Consider the following 19880-nt stretch of genomic DNA (forward strand, 5'->3'; position numbering starts at 1 on the left):
CGGTGCAGACGTCCACAATCATCCGCCGCCTGCGCGCTCCTAGTCGCCCCGGCGTCCGTAAACGGTGACCACGTTGCCCTTGCTGGTCCGGTACTGGTCCTGCAGCTCGAGCCTGGTGGTGGGGTCCCCATCTTCGAACAGGCGGCGGCCTGTGCCGGCGATGACGGGGTGGGTCATCAGCGTGAGTGAATCCAGCAGCCCCGCGAACAGCAGCTGCCGGGTCACGGAGATGCTGCCGCACACGGCGATCTCTCCGCCGTCGCGCTCCTTCAGCTTGCCCACGAACTCTTCCAGCGGGGCATCCATGAGGCGCGAGTTCTGCCATTCCAGCGGTTCCTTCAACGACCGGGAGGCCACAAACTTTTCCACCGAATTGATGAAGGCCGCGAAGTCCTGGTCCGCTGTAGCGGTGGGCCAGTATCCGGCCCATTCCTGGTAGGTGACCCGGCCCAGCACCACGGTGTCCACCGTTTCCATCATCTTGGTCAGGCCCGCACCGAGCTCGTCGTCGAAGCTGTCGAACTGGAACTTGAACGGTTCTGACACCACACCGTCCACCGAATGGAACAGACCGGCAGTGACTTTTCGCATGAGGGACCTCCAGGGTGGCGCCAACGGTTCGGGCAATCCGGCATCGGCGCCGGCCAGGTCCACGCTATTAGTTGAAGCTCCGGCAGGGAAGAGGGAAAACATAAACCGGTTTTGGGCTTAGGCGTTAGGTTCGTCACCACCGCCTGCGTGTTGCCGGGATTCGAGCCCCGGCAGCCCCATACTGGTCTTGAACGGCTGTTGCCGTGCCCCGGCCAGGCAGGAGGAAGTGCATGGAAGCCCTGAAAAAAATCGTGTCCAACCAGTATTTCCCGGCCGCCGCGGTACTCACCGCAGTGGTCCTCTTCTGGGCCGTTGGCCTCCTGGGCGGACTCTCCCTCCTGAACAACAACCAGCCCCCGCTCACCACCCTGACCTGGATGCTCTTCGTCTACCTGGCGGCCGTGCTGACGCCGCTCGCCGGCATCCTGGCCGCCGTCGACCTGGTCCGCCGCTGGAAGCGCAACCGCGTGGCCGTGGCCGGGCCCGTCAACGAGGCCGCGCAGGAAACGGCAGTCTTTGAGGCTGAGCCGGCCCGGGACATGGTGGTCCATCCCGCTTCAGCTGTGGCGGCGTCGTCGGCTCCCGAAGCGGCAGCAGCCCAGCCCGGCCCCGCACTGTCCAAAGCCCCTCAGGCGACGAAGAACTCGAAGCAGCCAGGACGCAACCAAGCCGCATAGCGCGCTTCCTTACCGCGCTTTGAGTGCGTTGAGGGCTTCTTCGGCGTGGTGCAGGGCATACTCCAGCCGCGCGCCCGGCTCCGGCAGCGAGAAAAGGTACCCCTGCAGTGAGTCGCAGTCCAGGGCGGTGAGGTAGTCCGCCTGGGCCACCGTCTCCACACCCTCGGCAGTGACCGTCAAACCAAGGCTGTGGGCCATGTTGATCATGGAACTGAGGATGGGCAACCGCTCGGTGCCGGTGCGCACCATGGACACAAAGCTTTTGTCGATCTTTACCGTGTCCACCGGCAGGTCCTGCAGCCTTCCGAGGGACGAATAACCCGTGCCAAAATCGTCCAGGGCAACCCGGGCGCCGGTGTCCCGCAGGGTGCTGAGCTGTTTGATCAGGCTGCAGTCGGCGTCGAAAAATACGGACTCCGTCACCTCCAGCACCAGCTGGTAGGGTGCCACGCCGCTGGCCTCGGCGAGGCGAAGGACTTCATCGGCGAAATCCGGATCCTGCAGCTGGACGCCGGAAACGTTCACGGACAGGGACCGGGACGGGTCTTCGCTCAGCCACGAGGCCAGCTGCACCATGCCGAGGGCCATCACTTCGGCGCCGATTTCGTTGATCAGTCCGGTGCGTTCGGCCAGCGGGATAAAGACCGACGGCGGCACGCGCCCGCCGTCCCTGTCCCACCGTGCCAGCGCCTCGAACTTCACCACCTGGCCCATCCGGTGCGACACGATCGGCTGGAAGTCCACCGAGATCTCGCCCCGGGACACCGCCAGTTGCAGCCGGCTCTCCATGTCGGTCCGCTGCACCAAGGCGGTCATCATGTCGTCGTGGAACCGGAGGAAGCGGTTCTTTCCCGCGGCCTTGGCTGCGTACATAGCGATGTCCGCATGCCGCAGCAGTTCGGAGGCGCCCACGTTGTCCTGCCCGAGGGACGCGAGTCCCATGCTGAGGCTGGGCCGCAGCACCCTGCCGTTGATGGTGACGGGAACGTGCAGGCAGCGGACGATGCAGGCGGCGATTGCATCAGCATCAGGGCAGGCAGTCAGCAGCACTACGAATTCATCGCCCCCGAGCCTGGCCACCACATCAGCGGTGGGGACGCAGCCGCGGAGCCGGCGCGCCACCTCGATGAGCATGTCGTCGCCGGCCTGGTGCCCCAGGATGTCGTTGACTTCCTTGAAATCGTCCAGGTCGAGGAGGAGAACGTCTACGGCCTTCAGCCGCGGCTCCTTGAGGGCGTCCGCCAGTCCGTCGTTGAACACGGCCCTGTTGGCCAGGCCCGTCAGTGGATCCTGGAAGGCCATGGCCCGCAGTTTTTCCGCCTGCGCCGCGAGGTCCAACATGGCCTGGTGGGCCTGTTCCTGGGCCTTGCGCCGCGGGGTGACGTCCCGGAAGCTCCATACCCTGCCCACGATCTTGTCATCCACGCACTGCGGGCGGGAATACCGCTCGAAGGTGCGGCCGTCCTTGAAATCCAGGACGTCGTGGCTTTCCGCTGCCGGATTGTCCTCCAGTTCCGAGATCCGGCTCATGAATGACACCGGGTCCGCGACCTGGGAAACGACGAGCCGCATGACCGGTTCTTCGCTGTCACCCTCGAGCAGTTCCGGCGGGATGCCCCACATGGTCAGGAACTGGTCGTTGAAACCGGCAACGTGCCCTTGGTTGCTCATCACCAGGATGCCGTCCGCCGTGGATTCCAGGGTGGCCGTCAGCAGCGACATTGCTTCTCGCAGATCCTCCTGGGCAGCGGCCCGGTGCAACGTGCCGCGGACCGAGAGCAGCAGCTGGGGTGCAGCCCCGACTGCGGGTTGGCCGTCCGGGACCGGGCTGGGGAGCAGTGACGCAGCCACCTCCGCAGAAAACTCTGTCCCGTTGCTGTTCACGCCGAACACCTCCCGCGGCTGAGGGTGTTCCCCGTGCTCCGCGTGCAGCTGCTGGATAAGCCGTTCCACTTCTGCGCGGAAGCCAGCGGTGAACAGCGAGTAATGGCTCCGGCCTGCCAACTCGTTCCTGCTGAACCCGAAAAGCCTCTCGGCGGCGGCGTTGGCCATGGTGATGCTGCCGTCCGGGCCCACTGCGAGGAGTGCGTCGGGGCTGGCGTCCAGGCCCGCGCCGAATGCCGGCGCCGTCAAACCGTTGCTGTGGCTTTGAGAATCAGCCATTACACCACCCCCTCGCACATCATAAAGTGCCTGAGCGGGAAATCGATGGGTCCGGGGATATGGTTTTGCCCCCGGATGGGGTAAATGCCGCAGAAGGACAGGGCGCAGGGCATGCAAAAGCGCCGCCCTCCGCGTATGGAGAACGGCGCTTTTCGTGAGGAAACGTGAGCGGCAGCTATACGCGGCGGCTGCTCCGATTGGTGACTGCGCCGTAGACCAGCAGTACGATAATCGCTCCGAGAATGGCCAGCAGCCAAGTGCGGATATCGAAGAATTCAGCCAGTCCGCCACCGAAGATCAGCGAGCCGATCCAGCCGCCCAGGATAGCGCCGACGACGCCGAGGACCATAGTGATCACCCAGCCTCCGCCCTGGCGTCCCGGCAGGATGGCCTTGGCAATAGCACCAGCGATCAGGCCCAAAATGAGAAATCCGAGAATACCCATGTTGTCACTCCTTAATCAGTAAGTTGTGCCGTGCCCCCATATCCGGTTCCCTAATTCAATCAGTGTGCTTACTACACTTCAAGACCCTGAATATCACGGGATGACTGTCAGTTTGGCCGGCGGAATGCGGCGCTCCTGCAACCGCTGGCGGATGCGGCAGGAAAATCAGCGGTTTTCAGCCCCTTCGATAGAGTTAATTGTCCCCGCCCAAAAAACCAAGGAGCTTCGGCATGTTCAGCCAGCAAACCGTCCGGCCCCGTGCCATCTTCCTCGATATCGACGGCACCTATGCTGACCACGGGGTGGTCCCGGACGCGCATGTGGAAGCTGTGCGGACCGCGCGGCGCCAGGGTCACCTCGTCTTCGTGTGCACCGGCCGGCCGCTGTCCATGGTGCCGGAACACATCCTCGGCGCAGGGTTTGATGGAACCATCACCGGTGCAGGTGCGCGGGTGGAGATCGGGGAAGAGGTCCTCAAAGACACACGTTTCGAACCCCACCTCGCCAGCCGCATTGTGGACGTCCTGGATGCGAACAATGTGGCGTACATCCTGGAAGCTCCCGAATCCCTGCATGGCCGAACGGGGGTGGACGAGCGGCTGAGGCGCGTGCTCGGCCCTGTCTTTGCCGGCAGGTCCCGGCACGACGGCGTCCTCAGCACTGACGTTGATCCGGTCGAGGACATCCTGGGCCCGGTGCAGTACAGCGACGACCTTCGCTCTGTGGCTTACGCGAAGATCTCGTGCTTTGACTCCCCGGTTCCGCTGACCCGTCTGATGGAAGGGCTCGGCCCGGGCGTAGGAATCATCCCCAGTTCGCTATCTGCACTCGGCGACACCGCAGGGGAGATTTTCATGGCCGGAACCCACAAGGCGGTGGGAATCCAGGTGGTAGAGAAGCATTTCGGCCTGGAGCGCAAGGACATTGTGGCCATCGGCGACAGCGCAAATGACATCGAGATGCTTGAGTACGCAAGCATTGGCATCGCAGTGGAGGACGGCCACCCCAAGGTGCTGGCCGTCGCCGACAGGGTGACGCCCGGCCCGGCCGGCAATGGCGTGGCGCTGGCTTTCGCCGAGCTCGGCCTCCTGAACTGACCCCTTCTGCTGCAGGCACCGTTTCTACCGCAGGCACCGTCCCGGCAGGGGTCCCGAGGCCACGTACCACCCAGCCTTCGGCCTGCCACCCAGCCGCATCCAGCGCGTTGCGCGCACCCAGCACCACACGCCGTCGTACCAGCGCCCCCGCAACGGCAGGCGAAAGCCGGCCGTACTCGTCCCACTCGTGAGGAGCAGCACCAGCTCGGCACCCTCCAGCGCCCGCAGAGTGGACGTGGTCCATGTCCGGTGCGTAGTCGGCAAGGATTCGCTTGACCCGGTACACACCGCCCATGGCCACTCGAACGTTCGTATGGCCGGCCAGCGGCACCGCAGGCAGCCGGTGGATCTCCGCGCCCTTGACCCGGTCCGGCGCTTCGCCGCCCTGCGTGGACGGTGCAATGACCAGGACGTCGTCGCCCCGGTCCTGCAGGTGGTCCAGCACCCGCAGGATGGACTGCGTGACGCCGTTCATCAGGGGCAGGAATGATCCAGCAACAATTGCGATCCTCACTCCTCCACGGTGGGCGCGTGCCGTTGCCGGGTGGGGGACCTGATGTGACGCCGGGGGAAAGGTTAGGAAAACATCAGGGCCGCGCCGGAACGCCTTGAACACGGATCAATCACGAATACCCCGCGGGCCGCCAATTCTATTGACCGTGCTGGTCAGCGGACTTATGATCAAGGCACTCAAGTGTTGTGAAACGATTCATTATTTCTCGCATAGACCCCAAAGGTGCGGTTCATTTATGCAGCAAGAACGCAATGAAATTCAGGATCCCGGACAAGGGAGCGCGTACGCCGAGCCCGTGCTGTCGCTGGCCGGTGCCGCCAAGACCTTCGGCCCCGTCGTGGCCCTGGCGGACGGCACCGTGGAGATCCGGGCCGGCGAAATCCATGCCCTGGTGGGCGAGAACGGCGCCGGCAAATCCACCCTGGTGAAAATTCTCGCCGGCCTGCACCATCCGGACTCCGGCGACTTCCGGCTCAGCGGCGAGCCCGTCCACTTCAAGAATGTGGCAGAAAGCAAGGCCGCCGGAATTTCCGTGATCTACCAGGAGCCCACCCTGTTCCCGGACCTTACCGTGGCCGAAAACATTTTCATCGGCCGGCAGCCCAAGGGGCGGTCCGGGCTGATCAGCCGTGCCGGGATGCGGCGGCAGGCAGCTGAGCTGTTCGGGCGGCTGGGAGTGCCCATCGATCCGTCCCGCGTGGCGGAGGGGCTTTCCATCGCCGACCAGCAGATCATCGAGATCGCCAAGGCCATTTCGCTGGATGCGAAGGTGCTGGTGATGGACGAGCCCACGGCCGCGCTCAGCGGCGTGGAAGTTGACCGGCTCTTTGCCGTGGCCCGCTCTTTGCGGGACAAAGGCACCGGCATCCTGTTTATCTCGCACCGCTTTGATGAAGTGTTTGATCTCTGCGACCGGATCACGGTGATGCGCGATGGCCGCTACATCGCCACCCACCGGACCGCCGACGTCACTGTTGAACAGATTGTCCGGGAAATGGTGGGCAGGGACATCGGAACGCTGTTCCCCAAGGCTGCGGCGGAGATCGGGCATTCGGTGCTGAAGGTGGACGGGCTGAGCAGGTCCGGGGTTTTCCGGGACATCAGCTTCGAAGTCCGGGCCGGCGAAATCGTTGCGCTCGCCGGCCTGGTGGGTGCCGGCAGGACCGAGGTGGCCCGGGCAGTGTTCGGCATCGATGCCTACGACTCGGGGCAGATCCAGGTGGAAGGAAAACCGCTGAAAGCCCGCGACCCGCAGGCCGCCATCACCGCCGGCCTCGGCTTTGTGCCCGAGGACCGCCGCAAGCAGGGCCTGGTGATGAACCTGTCGGTGGCACGGAACGTGACGCTCACCCTGCGGAACAAGTTTGTGACGGCCGGGCTGATCAATGGCGGCAAGGAACGCGCGGCCGCGGAGGAGTGGAGTAAACGCCTGCAGGTCAAGGCAGGCTCGCAGGAGCACGCCGTTTCTACGCTTTCCGGCGGCAACCAGCAGAAGGTGGTGCTGGCCAAGTGGCTGGCCACTGATCCCAGGCTGCTCATCATCGACGAACCGACCCGCGGCATCGACGTGGGTACCAAGAGCGAAGTGCACAGGCTCATCTCCGACCTCGCCGGCCGCGGCATTGCCATCCTGATGATCTCCTCCGAGCTGCCCGAAGTCCTGGGGATGGCGGACCGGGTCCTCGTGATGCGCGAGGGGCGGATTACCGCGCAGCTGGACAGAGCGGACGCCAACCCCGAGTCAGTCATGCACGCGGCAACCTCCCCGGCAGGAGTGATGGAATGAGTTCCACGGTCAAACACGAGGAAAAAGGTACGACGGCGGTACTTGCCCGCGGCGGCAGCGGCGGCCTTGGTGCGCTGCTGCGCCTGCGTGAACTTCCTGTGCTGGTTGCGTTGGCGCTGCTGGTGCTGATCACCTACATCAACAACCCGCTGTTCCTGTCCCCGCAGGGAGTCAAGGACCTGCTCCTCAACGCCACCATCATCGTCATCCTGGCGGCCGGACAGACCCTGCTGATCATCACGCGCAACATCGACCTGTCCGTCGGCTCCATGCTGGGGCTGGTCGCCTTCGGCACCGGCTCCATCTTCGTTGCCATGCCCGGCCTGCCCATCATCGTGGTGCTGCTCCTCGGAATGGCCTTCGGCGCCCTGCTCGGCATGTTCAACGGGTTCCTGGTCACCGTGGCCAAGGTACCGGCGCTGGTGATCACCCTCGGCAGCCTTTACGTGTTCCGCGGGCTGAACAATGCCTGGGCTGGCGGAAAACAGTACTTCGCCGGGGACCGGCCGGAAGCCTTCGGGGCGCTGTCCGTGGACACCGTGCTGGGTTTCCCGATCATCACCCTGCTGGCTATCGCCGTGGTGGCCGCCGTCGCCGTCTACATGGCCGGAACCCGGCCCGGCCGGGACCTGTACGCCATTGGCTCGGACCCGGAAGCGGCGAAAGTCCTGGGCATCAAGGTGTCCCAGCGGGTGTTCCTGGCCTTCCTGGCCAACGGAGCCCTCGCCGGGCTCGCCGGAGTCCTCTACGCGAGCCGCTTCAACTCCGTGGGCGCAACCACCGGGAGCGGGATGGAGCTGGACGTGGTGGCCGCCGCAGTAGTGGGCGGGGTGGCGATCTTCGGCGGGAGCGGGACGGTCGCAGGTGCAGCCCTGGGTGCCTTGCTGCTGACCACCATCACCAGTTCGCTGACCGCCCTTCGGGTGGACAAATTCTGGCAGCAGGCCATTGTGGGCATCCTGATCCTCACGGCAATCGTGATCGACCGCCTGGCCAGCCTTCGCACGGCCAGGAAACTGCGGATAAGTGAGGCACGGAATGTCTGAGACCACCACTCCCGGCAGCAGCCCCGCCGCCGCGCCAGTCGCGGACAGCACCAAGCCGCTGGCCACCGAGCCAAAGGGGCGGACCGGTGCCGCCCGCATCCTGGCCAGCCGCGACGCCATCACCATCTATGCGCTCCTGGCTTTCCTGATCTTCGCTGCAATTTCCATCCCCCGGTTCGCCTCGCCGGTGACCACCGGCTTCCTGCTGCTGGACGTCATCCCCGTCCTGCTCATCGCCATGCCCATGACGCTCATCATCGTCACCGGCGAGATTGACCTCTCGGTGGCGAGCACCGCGGGCCTCACCAGCGCCCTCATGGGCGTCCTCTGGGCCAGCGGCATGGACATCTGGCTGGTACTGGCCATCAGCCTGCTGGCAGGAGTAGCGGCCGGGATGTTCAACGGCTTCCTGATCGCTGTGCTGGGCTTGCCGTCCCTGGCCGTCACCATCGGTACGCTGGCCCTGTTCCGCGGACTGGCATTGGTGGTGATCGGGGACAATGCCGTAGCCAATTTCCCCAAGCCGCTGACTGCCTTCTTTACCTCAAAGCTCGGCGCCACCGGCATCCCCACGGTGATGATCGGCGTCGTCCTTATTGTGCTGTTTTTCGGAATCCTGCTCCATTTCACGCCCTTCGGGCGGGGGCTGTACGCGATGGGCTACAGCAAGGAAGCGGCCAACTTCGTGGGCATCAAGGTAGCCCGCAGCAAGTTCTGGCTCTATGCGGCCTCCGGCACGGTATCCTCCCTGGCAGGCATCTATTGGACGCTGCGCTACACCAGCGCCCGCAGCGACAACGCCTCGGGGCTGGAACTGGCCGTCATCGCTGCCGTGCTGCTTGGCGGCGTTTCGATCTTCGGCGGCAAGGGCACCATTCCCGGTGCAGTGGCCGGCGTCCTGCTGATCGGCAGCCTGAACTATGCCCTGCGCCTGGGGAGGGTGTCGGACGTTGTCCTCATCACCGTTACCGGCCTGCTGCTCATCTTCTCGGTGGTGGCACCGAGCGTCGGCTCGGCGGTACGCGAATGGCGGCACACCCGCCGGGTACGCCAGAGCTTCAGCCGGGACGCAGCCGCCAGCGCCTCGACTGGCCGGGCCCACTGAACCGGCCATACAGGACCAATCAAAACGGACCACAACAAGGGAGAAGGAAAACAATGATGTTGAACCGAAAAAGCGCCGGCCGGCCCCCGCACCTGGCCCCGCTCGTCGCCATCACGGCCGCCGCAGCGCTGGCCCTGACGGCATGCAGCGGTGGCTCGGGAACATCGGGGGAGACCTCCGCCGCAGTGCAGGAGCAGAAGATCACGTTCATTCCCAAGCAGCTTAATAACCCCTACACTGACGTCGTCCTGGGTGGCGGCAAAACCGGTGCCCAGGAGGCGGGCTTCGCGTCCTCCCAGGTGGTCGGCCCCCTCGAGGCATCGGCGTCCAGCCAGGTTTCGTTCATCAACGCTGAAACCCAGGCAGGAACAAATGTCATTGTCATCGCCGCGAACGATCCCGACGCCGTTTGCACGGCCCTGGGCGAGGCCCGCTCCGCAGGCGCGAAGATCGTGGCCTTCGATTCCGACGCCAACCCCGACTGCCGTGACGTGTTCATCAGCCAGGTGGTGGCCAAGGACGTGGCACTGATCCAGACCAAGCTGATCGCCGACCAGATCGGCGGATCCGGCGAGATCGCCATCCTCTCTGCCACGGCAAACGCCACCAACCAGAACGAGTGGATCAAGTTCATGGAGGAGGACCTGGCCTCCAACCCGGCATACAAGGACATCAAGCTGGTGGCCAAGGTGTACGGCGACGACGACGACACCAAATCCTTCCAGGAAGCCCAGGGCCTGCTGCAGGCCCACCCCAACCTGAAGGGCATCATCTCGCCCACCACCGTGGGTATTGCCGCAACGGCCAGGTACCTCTCCACGTCTGCCTACAAGGGCAAGGTTGCGCTGACCGGGCTTGGCCTGCCGAACGAGATGCGGCCGTTCGTCAAGGACGGAACAGTCAAGGAGTTCGCCCTCTGGGATCCCGCCCAGCTTGGCTACGTTGCCGCGTTCGCCGGGAAGGCGCTCGTTGAGGGAAAGATCACCGGAAAAGCCGGCGACAAATTCACCGCCGGCAACCTGGGCGACCGGACTGTTGAGGAAGGCGGAAAGGTCATCGTGGGCCCGCCGACGGTCTTCAACACGGGCAACATCGACAAGTACAACTTCTAGCTCCCAACTTCAGCCGGGCGGGCAGCTTCAGCCCGCCCGGCGGTGCCATGCGCTGGATCAATTCCCGGAAAGGCTGCCCATGCTCCCCACTAAGAAGTCTGCTGCCGCCTTGCTGGAACCCCATAAGCGCCGGCCCACCCGGATTGGGCTCGTGTCCGGGGGACTGGGAGCGTACTGGCCCCAATTTCCGGGCCTCCTGCCCCAGCTTGAAGAATCGGCCCGCTACGTCACATCACGCTTCCAGGAGATGGACGCGGAGGTCATCGATGCCGGCTTCATCTCCGATGCCACTCAGGCCCTGACTGCCGGCGAAAAGCTGCGGCAGGCCGACTGCGACCTCATCGTCATCTTTTTGGCCACCTACCTGACGTCATCCATGGTCCTGCCGGTGGCCCAGCGCTCCGGCAGCCCGGTGCTGGTCATCGATCTCCAGCCCACCGAGGCGATGGACCATGCGAACTTCGATACCGGAGCCTGGCTGGCCTACTGCGGCCAATGCCCGGTGCCCGAGGTGGCCAATGTCTTCCGCCGGGCGGGCATCCAGTTCCGGTCCGTTTCCGGGCACCTGAAGCAGGACTCCGCCTGGGAACGGATCAGCCAGTGGGTGCATGCCGCCGGCGTCCGCGCCCGGCTCCGCAATGCGCGCCATGGCCTCATGGGCCACCTTTACCCGGGCATGCTCGACGTTGCCACCGACCTGACCACGGTGTCCACCACGTTCGGATCGCATGTGGAGGTGCTTGAGTTCGATGACCTGCGCGAGCGCGTCAACGCCGTCACCGAGGGTGAGGTCTCCGAGCGGCTCGCCCTGGCCAGGGAACTGTTTGTGCTCGACGAGTCCGTGAACGACGACGACTTCGCCTGGGGTGCCAGGGTCTCGGTGGGCCTGGACCGCCTCGTGAAGGACTTCGACCTGGACTCGGTGGCCTACTACCACCGCGGCCTGGCGGGAGAACAGCACGAGCGGCTGGGCGCCGGGATGATCCTGGGCTCCTCCATCCTCACGGCGCGTGGAATTCCGATGGCGGGGGAGTATGAGCTGCGGACCTCCATTGCCATGCTGGCTGCCCAGGCCATCGGCGCCGGAGGTTCCTTCACCGAAATCCAGGCCCTGAACTTTTTTGACAACGTGGTGGAGATGGGCCACGACGGGCCGGCGCATCTCGCGGTCTCCTCAAAGGACCCGCTCTTGCGTGGACTGGGTATCTATCACGGCAAGCGGGGTTGGGGAGTATCCGTGGAATTCGACGTCCGGCCCGGACCGGTCACCACCCTCGCCCTGGGCCAGGACCCGGACGGCAGCTACGTTTTTGTCACCTCTGAAGGAGCGGTGGTACCTGGCCCGCTCCTGGCCATCGGCAACACTACCTCACGCGTGGATTTCGGCGGCGATCCGGGCCTCTGGGTGGACCGGTGGAGCCAGACCGGAACCGGCCACCACTGGGCGCTGTGCCTGGGGCACCGGGCGGCCGACATCAAGGCCGCGGCATCGCTTTTAGGCATCGAACACCGGCACGTTTCACTCGTTTAGTTTAGGAAGCCTGAAACTAATTCAGGACAAAATGGCTCGTCAGGTTGGGGTTGGGACACCCGGGACGAAAAAATTACTAAGTAGACTTCCCTTTTGATGCTAAGCCTGCTTACTGTAGACGGGCAGCTAGCGCGATGCCTTTAGCAGAGGGGGCGGAGCCCGTGCGCCGGGGAACATTCCGGTGCCGCGACATCCATGGCTAGCTAGACCCAGCGCAACGACAATCCAAGGAGACGTCATGCTCAACAGGGAAAACCTTGAAGGCCTGCTCAACAAGAGCGGCAACGTCATCGGTTCCGACGGCGAGAAGATCGGCTCAATCGGCCAGCTCTACGCAGACGACGATACCGGCGAGCCCACCTGGGTTACGGTCAAGACCGGTCTCTTCGGCACCTCCCAGTCCTTTATTCCGGTGGAAGGGGCACACACCCAGGGCGAGGACCTGGTGGTTCCCTTCAGCAAGGATCACGTCAAGGACGCACCCCGCGTGGATGTGGACGGACACCTCACTCCTGAGGAAGAAGACCGGCTGTACACCTATTACGAGCGCGGCGCCCGGACCTACTCCGATGCCCGGCACGACGTGGACCTGCAGGGCGACGCCGACCTCAACGCCGGCACGCCGCATGCCGGTACAGCCGGCTACGCCTCCGACCGCGAAACGGTTGGCCGCGACACCTCCGGCCCCACCACGGACGACGCCATGACCCGCTCGGAGGAGCGGCTGCACGTCGGCACCGAACGCGAGACCGCCGGCCGCGCCAGGCTCCGCAAGTACGTCACCACCGAAAACGTCACCAAGACGGTTCCGGTGCAGCGCGAAGAGGTCCGCCTGGAGCGGGAGCCCATCACGGATGCGAACCGCGGCCAGGCACTCAGCGGCCCGGACATCAGTGAAGAGGAGCACGAGGTCACATTGCACGAGGAGCGCCCGGTCGTGGAGAAGGAGACCGTTCCCGTGGAGCGTGTCCGCCTCGACAAGGACGTGGTCCAGGACGACGTCACAGTCAACGAGGAAGTCCGCAAGGAGCACATCGACGCCGACGGCGTCGATCGTGACCGGCGCCGCTGATCCTTCCGCTGAGGTAAAGCCGTCGCGCCGCTGAACGGACCGGCGCGACGGTGACCACCGCTAAGGTATCCACGCAGCGAACGACGCCGGGAGTCCACTTGGGGCTCCCGGCGTCGGTGTGCATACGGAACTTTTTTCACGCCGCGGCGGGTTCCCGCTGGTGGCGGGATTGCCGCGGAATGCCGGTGCAGCCGTGCCGGAGCGGCGACTGCACCAGCCAGTAGGACGAATATCTTCAGAACTTAATGTTCTTCTCCCATTCGCGGCTCCTGTTTCCCCGGGTTACGGATACCGGGCTATGCCCTGTCGGACGCCATGTTCCTGGAGAACAGCCAGCCAGCAACAATCATCACGACGCCCAGTGCCAGGTGGGTCCAGTTGTCCATCATGTTCAGCGACAGGAAATTCGCCGCCGAATCAACACCGACAATAAGCCCGAAGATGGCCAGGACGATATACAGTGCGCCTGCTCCGAGAAGGAAATTACGGGCGCCATGCTCGGTGCGGGACATGGCCAGACCCGTTGCGCCGATAGCCAGCTGCACAATGTTGAGCAGCATGGATACCTGGAACAAACCAAGGAACACGGCATGCGAAGCCGGTCCGAGGAACATCAGTTCGCTGTATTGGGTGGTGACGCCCGGGATAAAGCCCAGGACACCCACCAGCATCAAAACAATTCCCACTCCCATGCCAACGTTTTGGACGTCTGCCCGGCCAAAGTGAACGCCGTGTGCATGTGGGGATGCGGTAGTCATTCTTTGCCTCCTGCCACTTATGTGGACAATTCAATTTTACGGCTGACCCTTGTGAAAAGCGCCGGCACGAGGTGCATTGGGCCGGTGCCACAGAGGTTGTGCCTGTCGGTCACGGACCGGGCGCGGCCGCCGTGACACCATGGAAAACGATGAAACTGCGTGCTGATCAGACCGGAGACCGTGGCCTTCCCATGCCCTTGTGGCTGCAGGGCGCCCTCGAAACGGCCCAGGCAGCCATCATCTCGGCATTGGTGGTGATCGCCCCGGTCCTGGCCGTGTGGGCTACGGCCGGGTTCCATGACGGCGCCGTCGAGTTTCTGGCCCGCCTGGCCGGCCAGTCCTGGCTGCTGGTCCATGGGGTGCCGCTGGAACTCACGGCCGCAGGCTCCACGGCCGGGGCCAACTCCGGGTCCGGGCTGCTCACGCTGATTCCCCTTGGCCTCACCCTGATCCCCTTCCTGCTCGCCTGGCGGGCAGGACGCCGGCTGGCCCGGGCATCCTATACGGACCAGCTGTGGCAGGCACTCCTCGGTTCCTGGGTGGTGTACGCGGCCTTCGGGACGGCAACCGGGTTCGTCTGCCGCACGCCCGACGTCGGCGTCAACCCCTGGCACGCCATGTTCATCCCCCTGATTCCCTATGCCCTGGGCATGGTGATCGGCGCACACCGCGAGGCAGGCTCCTGGAGCCGGCTCATCGGCGTCGACGCCGTGGACTGGATTTCCCGCACCAGCCAGCATTCGCGCTGGGCGGGGTCCTACCTCGGCTCCGCGGCGAAGGCCGGTTTTGTGGCGGTGCTCTCCGCCCTGGCGCTGGCAGCGCTGCTGCTGGCCGTTGACCTGTTCATTCACTGGAACCTGGTGGTTGCGGTCTATGAGGCGCTCGACGCCGGCGCGGTGGGAGGTGCCGCCCTCACCATTGCGCAGCTGGGCTTCCTGCCCAACCTCGTGGTGTTTGCCTTGGCATGGGCGTCCGGTTCAGGTTTTGCCATGGGCGTCGGTTCCCAGGTGGGCCCGCTGGGAACCGCGGTGGGCCCGCTCCCTTCCGTCCCGGCGCTGGCCGCCATCCCCGCAGGCCCCCTGGATTACGCCTTCGTTGCGCTGATCGTCCCGGTCCTCGCGGGTGTCCTGGCCGGCTGGTGGTTCCTGCGGGAAGGCGAAAACCACTTCGACGAGTGGCTCTCCATCAAGGTCCGCGCCCGCTGGTTCACCGCCACCGTTTCCACCCTGGTGCTCGGGGTCCTGTGCGGGCTGGCCGCCGGGCTGCTCACCGCCGGCCTGGCCTGGCTGGCACGCGGATCAGCGGGGATCGGACGCCTGACTGCGATTGGTCCTGACCCGTTGTGGACGGGAGTCTGGGTGGCGGCGGAAGTTGCTGCCGGCGTCGTGATTGGCTACGCGGCAGGGCCGTGGCTGGAACGTGAGCAGGCGGCGAAGGAAGAGGACGCGGAGCTGGTCCGGTAGGACCTTGGGGTGTGCCTACGGGAGTTGCGTGGGCAGCGAGCCCTGCAACTGCACCCTGCACGCCGACTGTGCCTGGTCGGTCAAGGCCCGCCCAACGCAGGCCTGGTACTCACGCACTTCATCAAAGAACAGGGCTGTCACCAGGATCAGCAGCACCATGATCGCGGACACCACCAATCCCGAAATTGTCCCGATGAGGACAAGCCTGGACTCCTTCAACCGCACCGCCCTGATCAGGAGCACCACGCCGAGGGCCAGGCTGGCCACCGTCAGCAGCGCCGTCAGCCAGAGATAGCTGACATCGAGCTGGTACACAAAGAAGGCGCCGAGCACAGAAACCACAAAGATCCGGAACAGGGTGTGGGTCTTGGCGAGCGAGGCCTTGGCTGCCTCGCTCAGCGGCGGTTTTGTGCGCTGCTGCCCAGCCGGTTGGGGTGCGGTGTTCATGTTTTCCAGCCTACGCGAGGCTGCCCATAAGCTAGAGCCATGCGCATCGTAGTCCTCGTTTCCGGAACCGGGTCCAACCTCCAGGCAGTCATTGACGCGGTGAAGGCAGGGGACCTCGACGTTGAAATCGCCGCGGTGGGAGCTGACCGACCGGGCACCTATGGCGTGGAACGCTCCGCGGCTGCCGGCATCCCCACTTTTGTTGTGGACTTCAAGGCCTACGCTGACCGGGCTGACTGGAACGCCGCCCTGACCGAGGCGGTTGCCGCGTTTGAGCCGGAGGTGGTGGTCTCATCAGGTTTCATGCGGATCGTGAGCCCGGGGTTCATCGATGCTTTTAACGGCAGGTACCTGAACACCCACCCCGCCTTGCTTCCGGCTTTCCCGGGTGCCCACGGCGTCCGCGACGCGATGGCGTACGGCGTGAAGGTCACCGGCTGCACCGTCCATTGGGCCGACGCCGGCGTGGACACCGGGCCCATCATTGCGCAGGAAGCCGTGGCCATCGAGGAGTCCGACACCGAGGAAACGCTGCACGAGCGCATCAAGGTGGTGGAGCGCAGGCTGCTGGTGTCCACCCTGGCATCCCTGGCCGCCGCCCACCGCGCCGGCCTCCCCACCTAACCCCACCCCTTACACGCCTGATCTTCGCCCTTACCGCGGCGCCATCGACGCGCATGTTCCTCTTCGAGGCGCAAACGCCGTGGCGCACCGGAAATTTGGTGTGCGCCACGGAACGTCCGCGTCGAAATTGAATGAGCGTGTCGCTGGCCTCCTATTCGAGGCGGCGCTGCCTGGTCTCGGGGGAGAAGAACGCCATCCACAGCACAGCAAGGAGCACCAGCCCTCCGGCCAGGGCAAAGGACGTGGCCAGGCCCAGCTCCGGCCAGAAGTAGTTCGCGAAGATGAGAGGACCGAAGCCGGCGCCCAGCCGGGAGAACGTTGACGCCCAGCCGAAACCGGTGCCGCGCAGCTCGGTGGGGTAGAGCTCGGAGACGTAGGCGTAAAGAACCGGGATGGCCACCTGCACCACGAAGCCGAACACCAGAAGCCAGAACACCGCAGCCGTGGGGATGTCAACCACGATGGCCACGATCACCAGGGTCAGCGCTGACAACGGACCGGTGATGGCGAGGATCCATTTGCGGCCCACCCGCTCCACCAGCAGGGCCGCGACAATAACGCCCAGAAGCCCGACGGCGGCCATGGACGCCGTGGTGACAAACGCCTTGTACTCCGCGAAGCCGGCGCCGATCAGGATCCGCGGCATCCACGTGAGCGACAGGTAGTAGACCAGCAGGATGGTGAAGAACAGGGACCAGGCGGCGGTGGTGATCTTCCAGTTGAACTGCCACACGAGGCGCAGCTGGTGCCAGGCACTGCCAGCCGAAAGCCGGGGCACTTCCTTGGCATCGGGCAGGCTGTAGGCGCGGGGTTCCGCCCCGGTTGCCGCCACCAGATCGTCAATGACCCTGGCTGCTTCCTCGCGCCGGCCCTTGCGGATCAGGAACAGCGGCGACTCCGGAACGCTCCTGCGGACCCAGAACACCAGCAGTGCAGGCAGCACCATCACCAGCATGGTCAGCCGCCAGTCGCCGTACAGGGCCACGAGCCCGGCGGAGACAAAGCCGGCCAGGGCGGCTCCCACCGGCCACCAGCCGTCCATTGCCGTGAGGACCTTGCCGCGCTGCTTGCGTGGCGTGAACTCACCCACCAGGGCGTAGTCCACGGGAATACAGCCGCCCAGCCCGAAGCCGGCCAGGAACCGGAACATGCAGAACCAAATGAAGTCGGGGGAGAAGGCGCCCAGCACGGTGAAGAGGGAGAAGATCAGCAGGGTGGCCGTGAAGGCCTTCTTGCGCCCGATGGTGTCCGCGATGGTGCCCCATACAAAGGCGCCCAGGGCCATGCCGATCAGGTTGGCGGTTCCCACCCAGGCAACCTCACCCGGGGCCAGGGCCCAGTGCGTGGAGAGCAACGGAATGAGGATGCCGTTGAGGGTGACATCCCAGGCGTCGAACATAAAACCGAGGCCGCCGATCACAAAAATCCTGCCCTGGACTCTCCATCGCCATGGCAGTTCCTGGACCACCTGTTCGCCGCTCGGCACAGTGGTGTAAGTATTCATCGCAGCCTCCTGGAAGAACTTTAGCCCGGCCCGCTGGCGTTCACACTTCCGCCTGCACGGGGGGCAAACTGCACTTCGCGATAAACTGGCCGTATCCCCACCAACCGCGGCACTGTTCCGCGAGATAAGACGGAGACATTTGTGAGCTTCACGCAGCATGAGCGCATATCCATTGACCGTGTTCCCATCCGCCGGGCCCTGATCTCGGTTTACGACAAGTCCGGTCTGGAGGAGCTCGCCCAGGGCCTGCATGCAGCGGGTGTGAAGCTGGTATCCACCGGATCCACGGCCAAGAAGATCGCCGCCGCCGGCATTCCCGTCCAGGAGGTCGAGGAAGTCACCGGCTCACCCGAGATGCTGGACGGCCGCGTGAAGACGCTGCACCCGCGCGTGCACGGCGGCATTCTCGCTGACCGCCGTGTCGCGGCGCATATGGAAACGCTCACCAACATGCAGATCGAGCCTTTCGACCTGGTGGTGGTGAACCTCTACCCGTTCGTCGAGACCGTGAAGTCCGGCGCTGCCCAGGATGATGTTGTGGAGCAGATCGACATCGGAGGCCCCGCCATGGTGCGCTCCGCAGCGAAGAACCACGCCGCCGTCGCCATTGTGGTGGACCCCTCCTTCTACAGCGAGGTGGTTACCGCTGCCGCTGAGGGCGGCTTTGACCTGAAGACCCGACGCCGGCTGGCTGCCAAGGCGTTCGCCCACACCGCGTCCTACGACAATGCCGTGGCCACCTGGACCGCGAGCCAGTTCCTGGATGAAGACGGGGACGGCATCATCGACTGGCCCGCCTACGCCGGCCTTTCGCTCGAGCGCTCCGAGGTGCTGCGCTACGGCGAGAACCCGCACCAGCAGGCGGCCCTCTACGTTGACAAGGCTGCACCGGCGGGCATCGCGCAGGCCGATCAGCTGCACGGCAAGGCCATGAGCTACAACAACTTTGTGGACGCCGACGCGGCACTGCGGGCCGCCTACGACTTCAGCGGGCCTGCCGTCGCGATCATCAAGCACGCCAACCCCTGCGGCGTAGCCGTGGGCGCTGCAGATGCTGCCGACCCCATCGCCGACGCCCACGCCAAGGCGCACGCCTGCGATCCCGTCTCGGCTTTCGGCGGTGTCATCGCCGCGAACCGCACCGTGACCGCCGGCATGGCCAACACGGTGAAGGACATCTTCACAGAGGTTGTCATCGCTCCGGGCTTCGAACCCGAGGCAGTGGAGATCCTGTCCAAGAAGAAGAACATCCGCCTGCTCGCCCTTCCGGACGGCTACGGCCGCTACCCCACGGAGATCCGCCAGGTTTCCGGCGGCGTCCTGGTCCAGGCCAGCGACAAGGTTGATGCCGACGGCGACAACCCCGCCAACTGGACCCTGGCCGCTGGCGAGGCCGCCGACGAAAAGACCCTCGCGGACCTGGCCTTCGCCTGGACCGCCTGCCGCGCCGCCAAGTCCAACGCCATCCTGCTTGCCCAGGACGGCGCTGCCGTGGGCATCGGCATGGGGCAGGTCAACCGCCTGGATTCCTGCCGCCTGGCCGTTGAGCGCGCCAACACGCTTGGCGTGAAGGTAGAGTCCGACGTCGAAGGTGCCGGCGGTGCCGGCAACACCGATGCGAGCGGGGCACCCCAGCGGGCCCGGGGCGCCGTGGCGGCTTCCGACGCGTTCTTCCCGTTCGCCGACGGCCTGCAGATCCTGATCGACGCCGGTGTCCGCGCCGTCGTCCAGCCCGGCGGCTCGGTCCGGGATGAGGAAGTCATCGCGGCAGCCAACGCGGCCGGCATCACCATGTACTTCACAGGTGCACGCCACTTCTTCCACTAGTCCCCAGCGGCTCCCTAACCTCGCAAGCTCGGCCAGGGAACCCTGCCGGCGTGGGCCCACCCAGCGGCTCCCTAACCTCGCAAGCTCGGCCAGGGAACCCTGCCGGCGTGGGCCCACC

17 protein-coding genes and 1 pseudogene are annotated in these 19880 nt (G+C 65.1%); 11 read left to right on the forward strand and 7 right to left on the reverse strand.

All coding sequences use genetic code 11. The features are described from left to right. Positions 1–39: 39 nt before the first annotated feature. A complete protein-coding gene (locus tag FBY31_RS19480; RefSeq protein WP_142044300.1) occupies positions 40–591 on the reverse strand; it encodes a dihydrofolate reductase family protein in 552 nt (183 codons plus the stop codon). Between the two features lie 230 nt (positions 592–821). On the opposite strand from FBY31_RS19480, the gene FBY31_RS19485 reads away from it, so the two are divergent. After that, positions 822–1268: a hypothetical protein gene (locus FBY31_RS19485; protein WP_142044302.1), complete on the forward strand. Its 447-nt coding sequence runs from the start codon at positions 822–824 to the stop codon at positions 1266–1268. A gap of 9 nt (positions 1269–1277) precedes the next feature. Here the strand turns inward: FBY31_RS19485 and FBY31_RS19490 are convergent, their stop codons facing one another. Beyond that, positions 1278–3431 (reverse strand): putative bifunctional diguanylate cyclase/phosphodiesterase, encoded by a 2154-nt coding sequence (locus tag FBY31_RS19490; protein ID WP_142044304.1) that lies wholly within the window; start codon positions 3429–3431, stop codon positions 1278–1280. A 175-nt stretch (positions 3432–3606) separates the two neighbouring features. Next, positions 3607–3876 (reverse strand): GlsB/YeaQ/YmgE family stress response membrane protein, encoded by a 270-nt coding sequence (locus FBY31_RS19495; RefSeq protein ID WP_142044306.1) that lies wholly within the window; start codon positions 3874–3876, stop codon positions 3607–3609. Positions 3877–4106: 230 nt separating this feature from the next. Here FBY31_RS19495 and FBY31_RS19500 point away from each other — a divergent pair, with 230 nt between their 5' ends. Then, positions 4107–4973, forward strand: a complete 867-nt coding sequence (locus FBY31_RS19500) for an HAD family hydrolase (RefSeq protein WP_142044308.1) — start codon at positions 4107–4109, stop codon at positions 4971–4973. 184 nt (positions 4974–5157) lie between these two features. Here the strand turns inward: FBY31_RS19500 and FBY31_RS19510 are convergent. Continuing rightward, positions 5158–5487: pseudogene (locus FBY31_RS19510) on the reverse strand (glycosyltransferase); the annotation flags it as partial. A 235-nt stretch (positions 5488–5722) separates the two neighbouring features. On the opposite strand from FBY31_RS19510, the gene FBY31_RS19515 reads away from it, so the two are divergent. The 6 genes from FBY31_RS19515 (at position 5723) to FBY31_RS19540 (ending at position 13139) form a co-directional block, all read left to right on the forward strand. Further along, positions 5723–7273 carry a sugar ABC transporter ATP-binding protein gene (locus FBY31_RS19515; protein ID WP_142044310.1) on the forward strand — a complete coding sequence of 517 codons (1551 nt, stop codon included), beginning with the start codon at positions 5723–5725 and terminating at the stop codon, positions 7271–7273. After that, positions 7270–8319 carry an ABC transporter permease gene (locus tag FBY31_RS19520; RefSeq protein ID WP_142044312.1) on the forward strand — a complete coding sequence of 350 codons (1050 nt, stop codon included), beginning with the start codon at positions 7270–7272 and terminating at the stop codon, positions 8317–8319. The genes FBY31_RS19515 and FBY31_RS19520 overlap by 4 nt, the downstream gene beginning before the upstream one ends. Further along, positions 8312–9424 (forward strand): ABC transporter permease, encoded by a 1113-nt coding sequence (locus FBY31_RS19525; protein ID WP_142044314.1) that lies wholly within the window; start codon positions 8312–8314, stop codon positions 9422–9424. Before FBY31_RS19520 ends, FBY31_RS19525 begins: the two co-directional genes overlap by 8 nt. A 53-nt stretch (positions 9425–9477) precedes the next feature. After that, the gene (gene rhaS, locus FBY31_RS19530; protein WP_142044316.1) at positions 9478–10536 is read left to right on the forward strand and encodes a rhamnose ABC transporter substrate-binding protein; all 1059 of its coding nucleotides are present in this window, start codon (positions 9478–9480) and stop codon (positions 10534–10536) included. A 79-nt stretch (positions 10537–10615) separates the two neighbouring features. Beyond that, positions 10616–12067 carry an L-fucose/L-arabinose isomerase family protein gene (locus tag FBY31_RS19535; RefSeq protein ID WP_142044318.1) on the forward strand — a complete coding sequence of 484 codons (1452 nt, stop codon included), beginning with the start codon at positions 10616–10618 and terminating at the stop codon, positions 12065–12067. Positions 12068–12305: 238 nt separating this feature from the next. Then, positions 12306–13139 (forward strand): DUF2382 domain-containing protein, encoded by an 834-nt coding sequence (locus FBY31_RS19540; RefSeq protein WP_142044320.1) that lies wholly within the window; start codon positions 12306–12308, stop codon positions 13137–13139. A gap of 296 nt (positions 13140–13435) precedes the next feature. Here FBY31_RS19540 and FBY31_RS19545 read toward each other — a convergent pair whose 3' ends face one another. Beyond that, the gene (locus tag FBY31_RS19545; RefSeq protein WP_142044322.1) at positions 13436–13897 is read right to left on the reverse strand and encodes a DUF4383 domain-containing protein; all 462 of its coding nucleotides are present in this window, start codon (positions 13895–13897) and stop codon (positions 13436–13438) included. A gap of 149 nt (positions 13898–14046) precedes the next feature. On the opposite strand from FBY31_RS19545, the gene FBY31_RS19550 reads away from it, so the two are divergent. Further along, positions 14047–15360, forward strand: a complete 1314-nt coding sequence (locus tag FBY31_RS19550; protein WP_142044324.1) for a cell division protein PerM — start codon at positions 14047–14049, stop codon at positions 15358–15360. A 15-nt stretch (positions 15361–15375) separates the two neighbouring features. On the opposite strand, the gene FBY31_RS19555 is transcribed toward FBY31_RS19550, so the two are convergent. Continuing rightward, complete coding sequence (locus FBY31_RS19555; RefSeq protein WP_142044326.1) at positions 15376–15807, reverse strand: hypothetical protein; 432 nt, start codon at positions 15805–15807, stop codon at positions 15376–15378. Between the two features lie 39 nt (positions 15808–15846). Here FBY31_RS19555 and purN point away from each other — a divergent pair, with 39 nt between their 5' ends. Further along, complete coding sequence (purN, locus tag FBY31_RS19560; RefSeq protein WP_142044328.1) at positions 15847–16431, forward strand: phosphoribosylglycinamide formyltransferase; 585 nt, start codon at positions 15847–15849, stop codon at positions 16429–16431. A gap of 151 nt (positions 16432–16582) precedes the next feature. Here purN and FBY31_RS19565 read toward each other — a convergent pair whose 3' ends face one another. After that, positions 16583–17935 carry an MFS transporter gene (locus tag FBY31_RS19565; RefSeq protein ID WP_142044330.1) on the reverse strand — a complete coding sequence of 451 codons (1353 nt, stop codon included), beginning with the start codon at positions 17933–17935 and terminating at the stop codon, positions 16583–16585. Positions 17936–18076: 141 nt separating this feature from the next. Here FBY31_RS19565 and purH point away from each other — a divergent pair, with 141 nt between their 5' ends. Continuing rightward, positions 18077–19762, forward strand: a complete 1686-nt coding sequence (gene purH, locus FBY31_RS19570) for a bifunctional phosphoribosylaminoimidazolecarboxamide formyltransferase/IMP cyclohydrolase (protein ID WP_142044332.1) — start codon at positions 18077–18079, stop codon at positions 19760–19762. Positions 19763–19880: the final 118 nt, after the last annotated feature.

The sequence above is a fragment of the Arthrobacter sp. SLBN-100 genome, from assembly GCF_006715305.1.
Classification (GTDB): domain Bacteria; phylum Actinomycetota; class Actinomycetes; order Actinomycetales; family Micrococcaceae; genus Arthrobacter.

Coding starts and splice junctions, on each gene's coding strand:
- FBY31_RS19480 (WP_142044300.1), bottom strand. CDS start 591: ATGCGAAAAGTCACTGCCGGTCTGTTCCATTCGGTGGACGGTGTGGTG.
- FBY31_RS19485 (WP_142044302.1), top strand. CDS start 822: ATGGAAGCCCTGAAAAAAATCGTGTCCAACCAGTATTTCCCGGCCGCC.
- FBY31_RS19490 (WP_142044304.1), bottom strand. CDS start 3,431: ATGGCTGATTCTCAAAGCCACAGCAACGGTTTGACGGCGCCGGCATTC.
- FBY31_RS19495 (WP_142044306.1), bottom strand. CDS start 3,876: ATGGGTATTCTCGGATTTCTCATTTTGGGCCTGATCGCTGGTGCTATT.
- FBY31_RS19500 (WP_142044308.1), top strand. CDS start 4,107: ATGTTCAGCCAGCAAACCGTCCGGCCCCGTGCCATCTTCCTCGATATC.
- FBY31_RS19515 (WP_142044310.1), top strand. CDS start 5,723: ATGCAGCAAGAACGCAATGAAATTCAGGATCCCGGACAAGGGAGCGCG.
- FBY31_RS19520 (WP_142044312.1), top strand. CDS start 7,270: ATGAGTTCCACGGTCAAACACGAGGAAAAAGGTACGACGGCGGTACTT.
- FBY31_RS19525 (WP_142044314.1), top strand. CDS start 8,312: ATGTCTGAGACCACCACTCCCGGCAGCAGCCCCGCCGCCGCGCCAGTC.
- rhaS (WP_142044316.1), top strand. CDS start 9,478: ATGATGTTGAACCGAAAAAGCGCCGGCCGGCCCCCGCACCTGGCCCCG.
- FBY31_RS19535 (WP_142044318.1), top strand. CDS start 10,616: ATGCTCCCCACTAAGAAGTCTGCTGCCGCCTTGCTGGAACCCCATAAG.
- FBY31_RS19540 (WP_142044320.1), top strand. CDS start 12,306: ATGCTCAACAGGGAAAACCTTGAAGGCCTGCTCAACAAGAGCGGCAAC.
- FBY31_RS19545 (WP_142044322.1), bottom strand. CDS start 13,897: ATGACTACCGCATCCCCACATGCACACGGCGTTCACTTTGGCCGGGCA.
- FBY31_RS19550 (WP_142044324.1), top strand. CDS start 14,047: ATGAAACTGCGTGCTGATCAGACCGGAGACCGTGGCCTTCCCATGCCC.
- FBY31_RS19555 (WP_142044326.1), bottom strand. CDS start 15,807: ATGAACACCGCACCCCAACCGGCTGGGCAGCAGCGCACAAAACCGCCG.
- purN (WP_142044328.1), top strand. CDS start 15,847: ATGCGCATCGTAGTCCTCGTTTCCGGAACCGGGTCCAACCTCCAGGCA.
- FBY31_RS19565 (WP_142044330.1), bottom strand. CDS start 17,935: ATGAATACTTACACCACTGTGCCGAGCGGCGAACAGGTGGTCCAGGAA.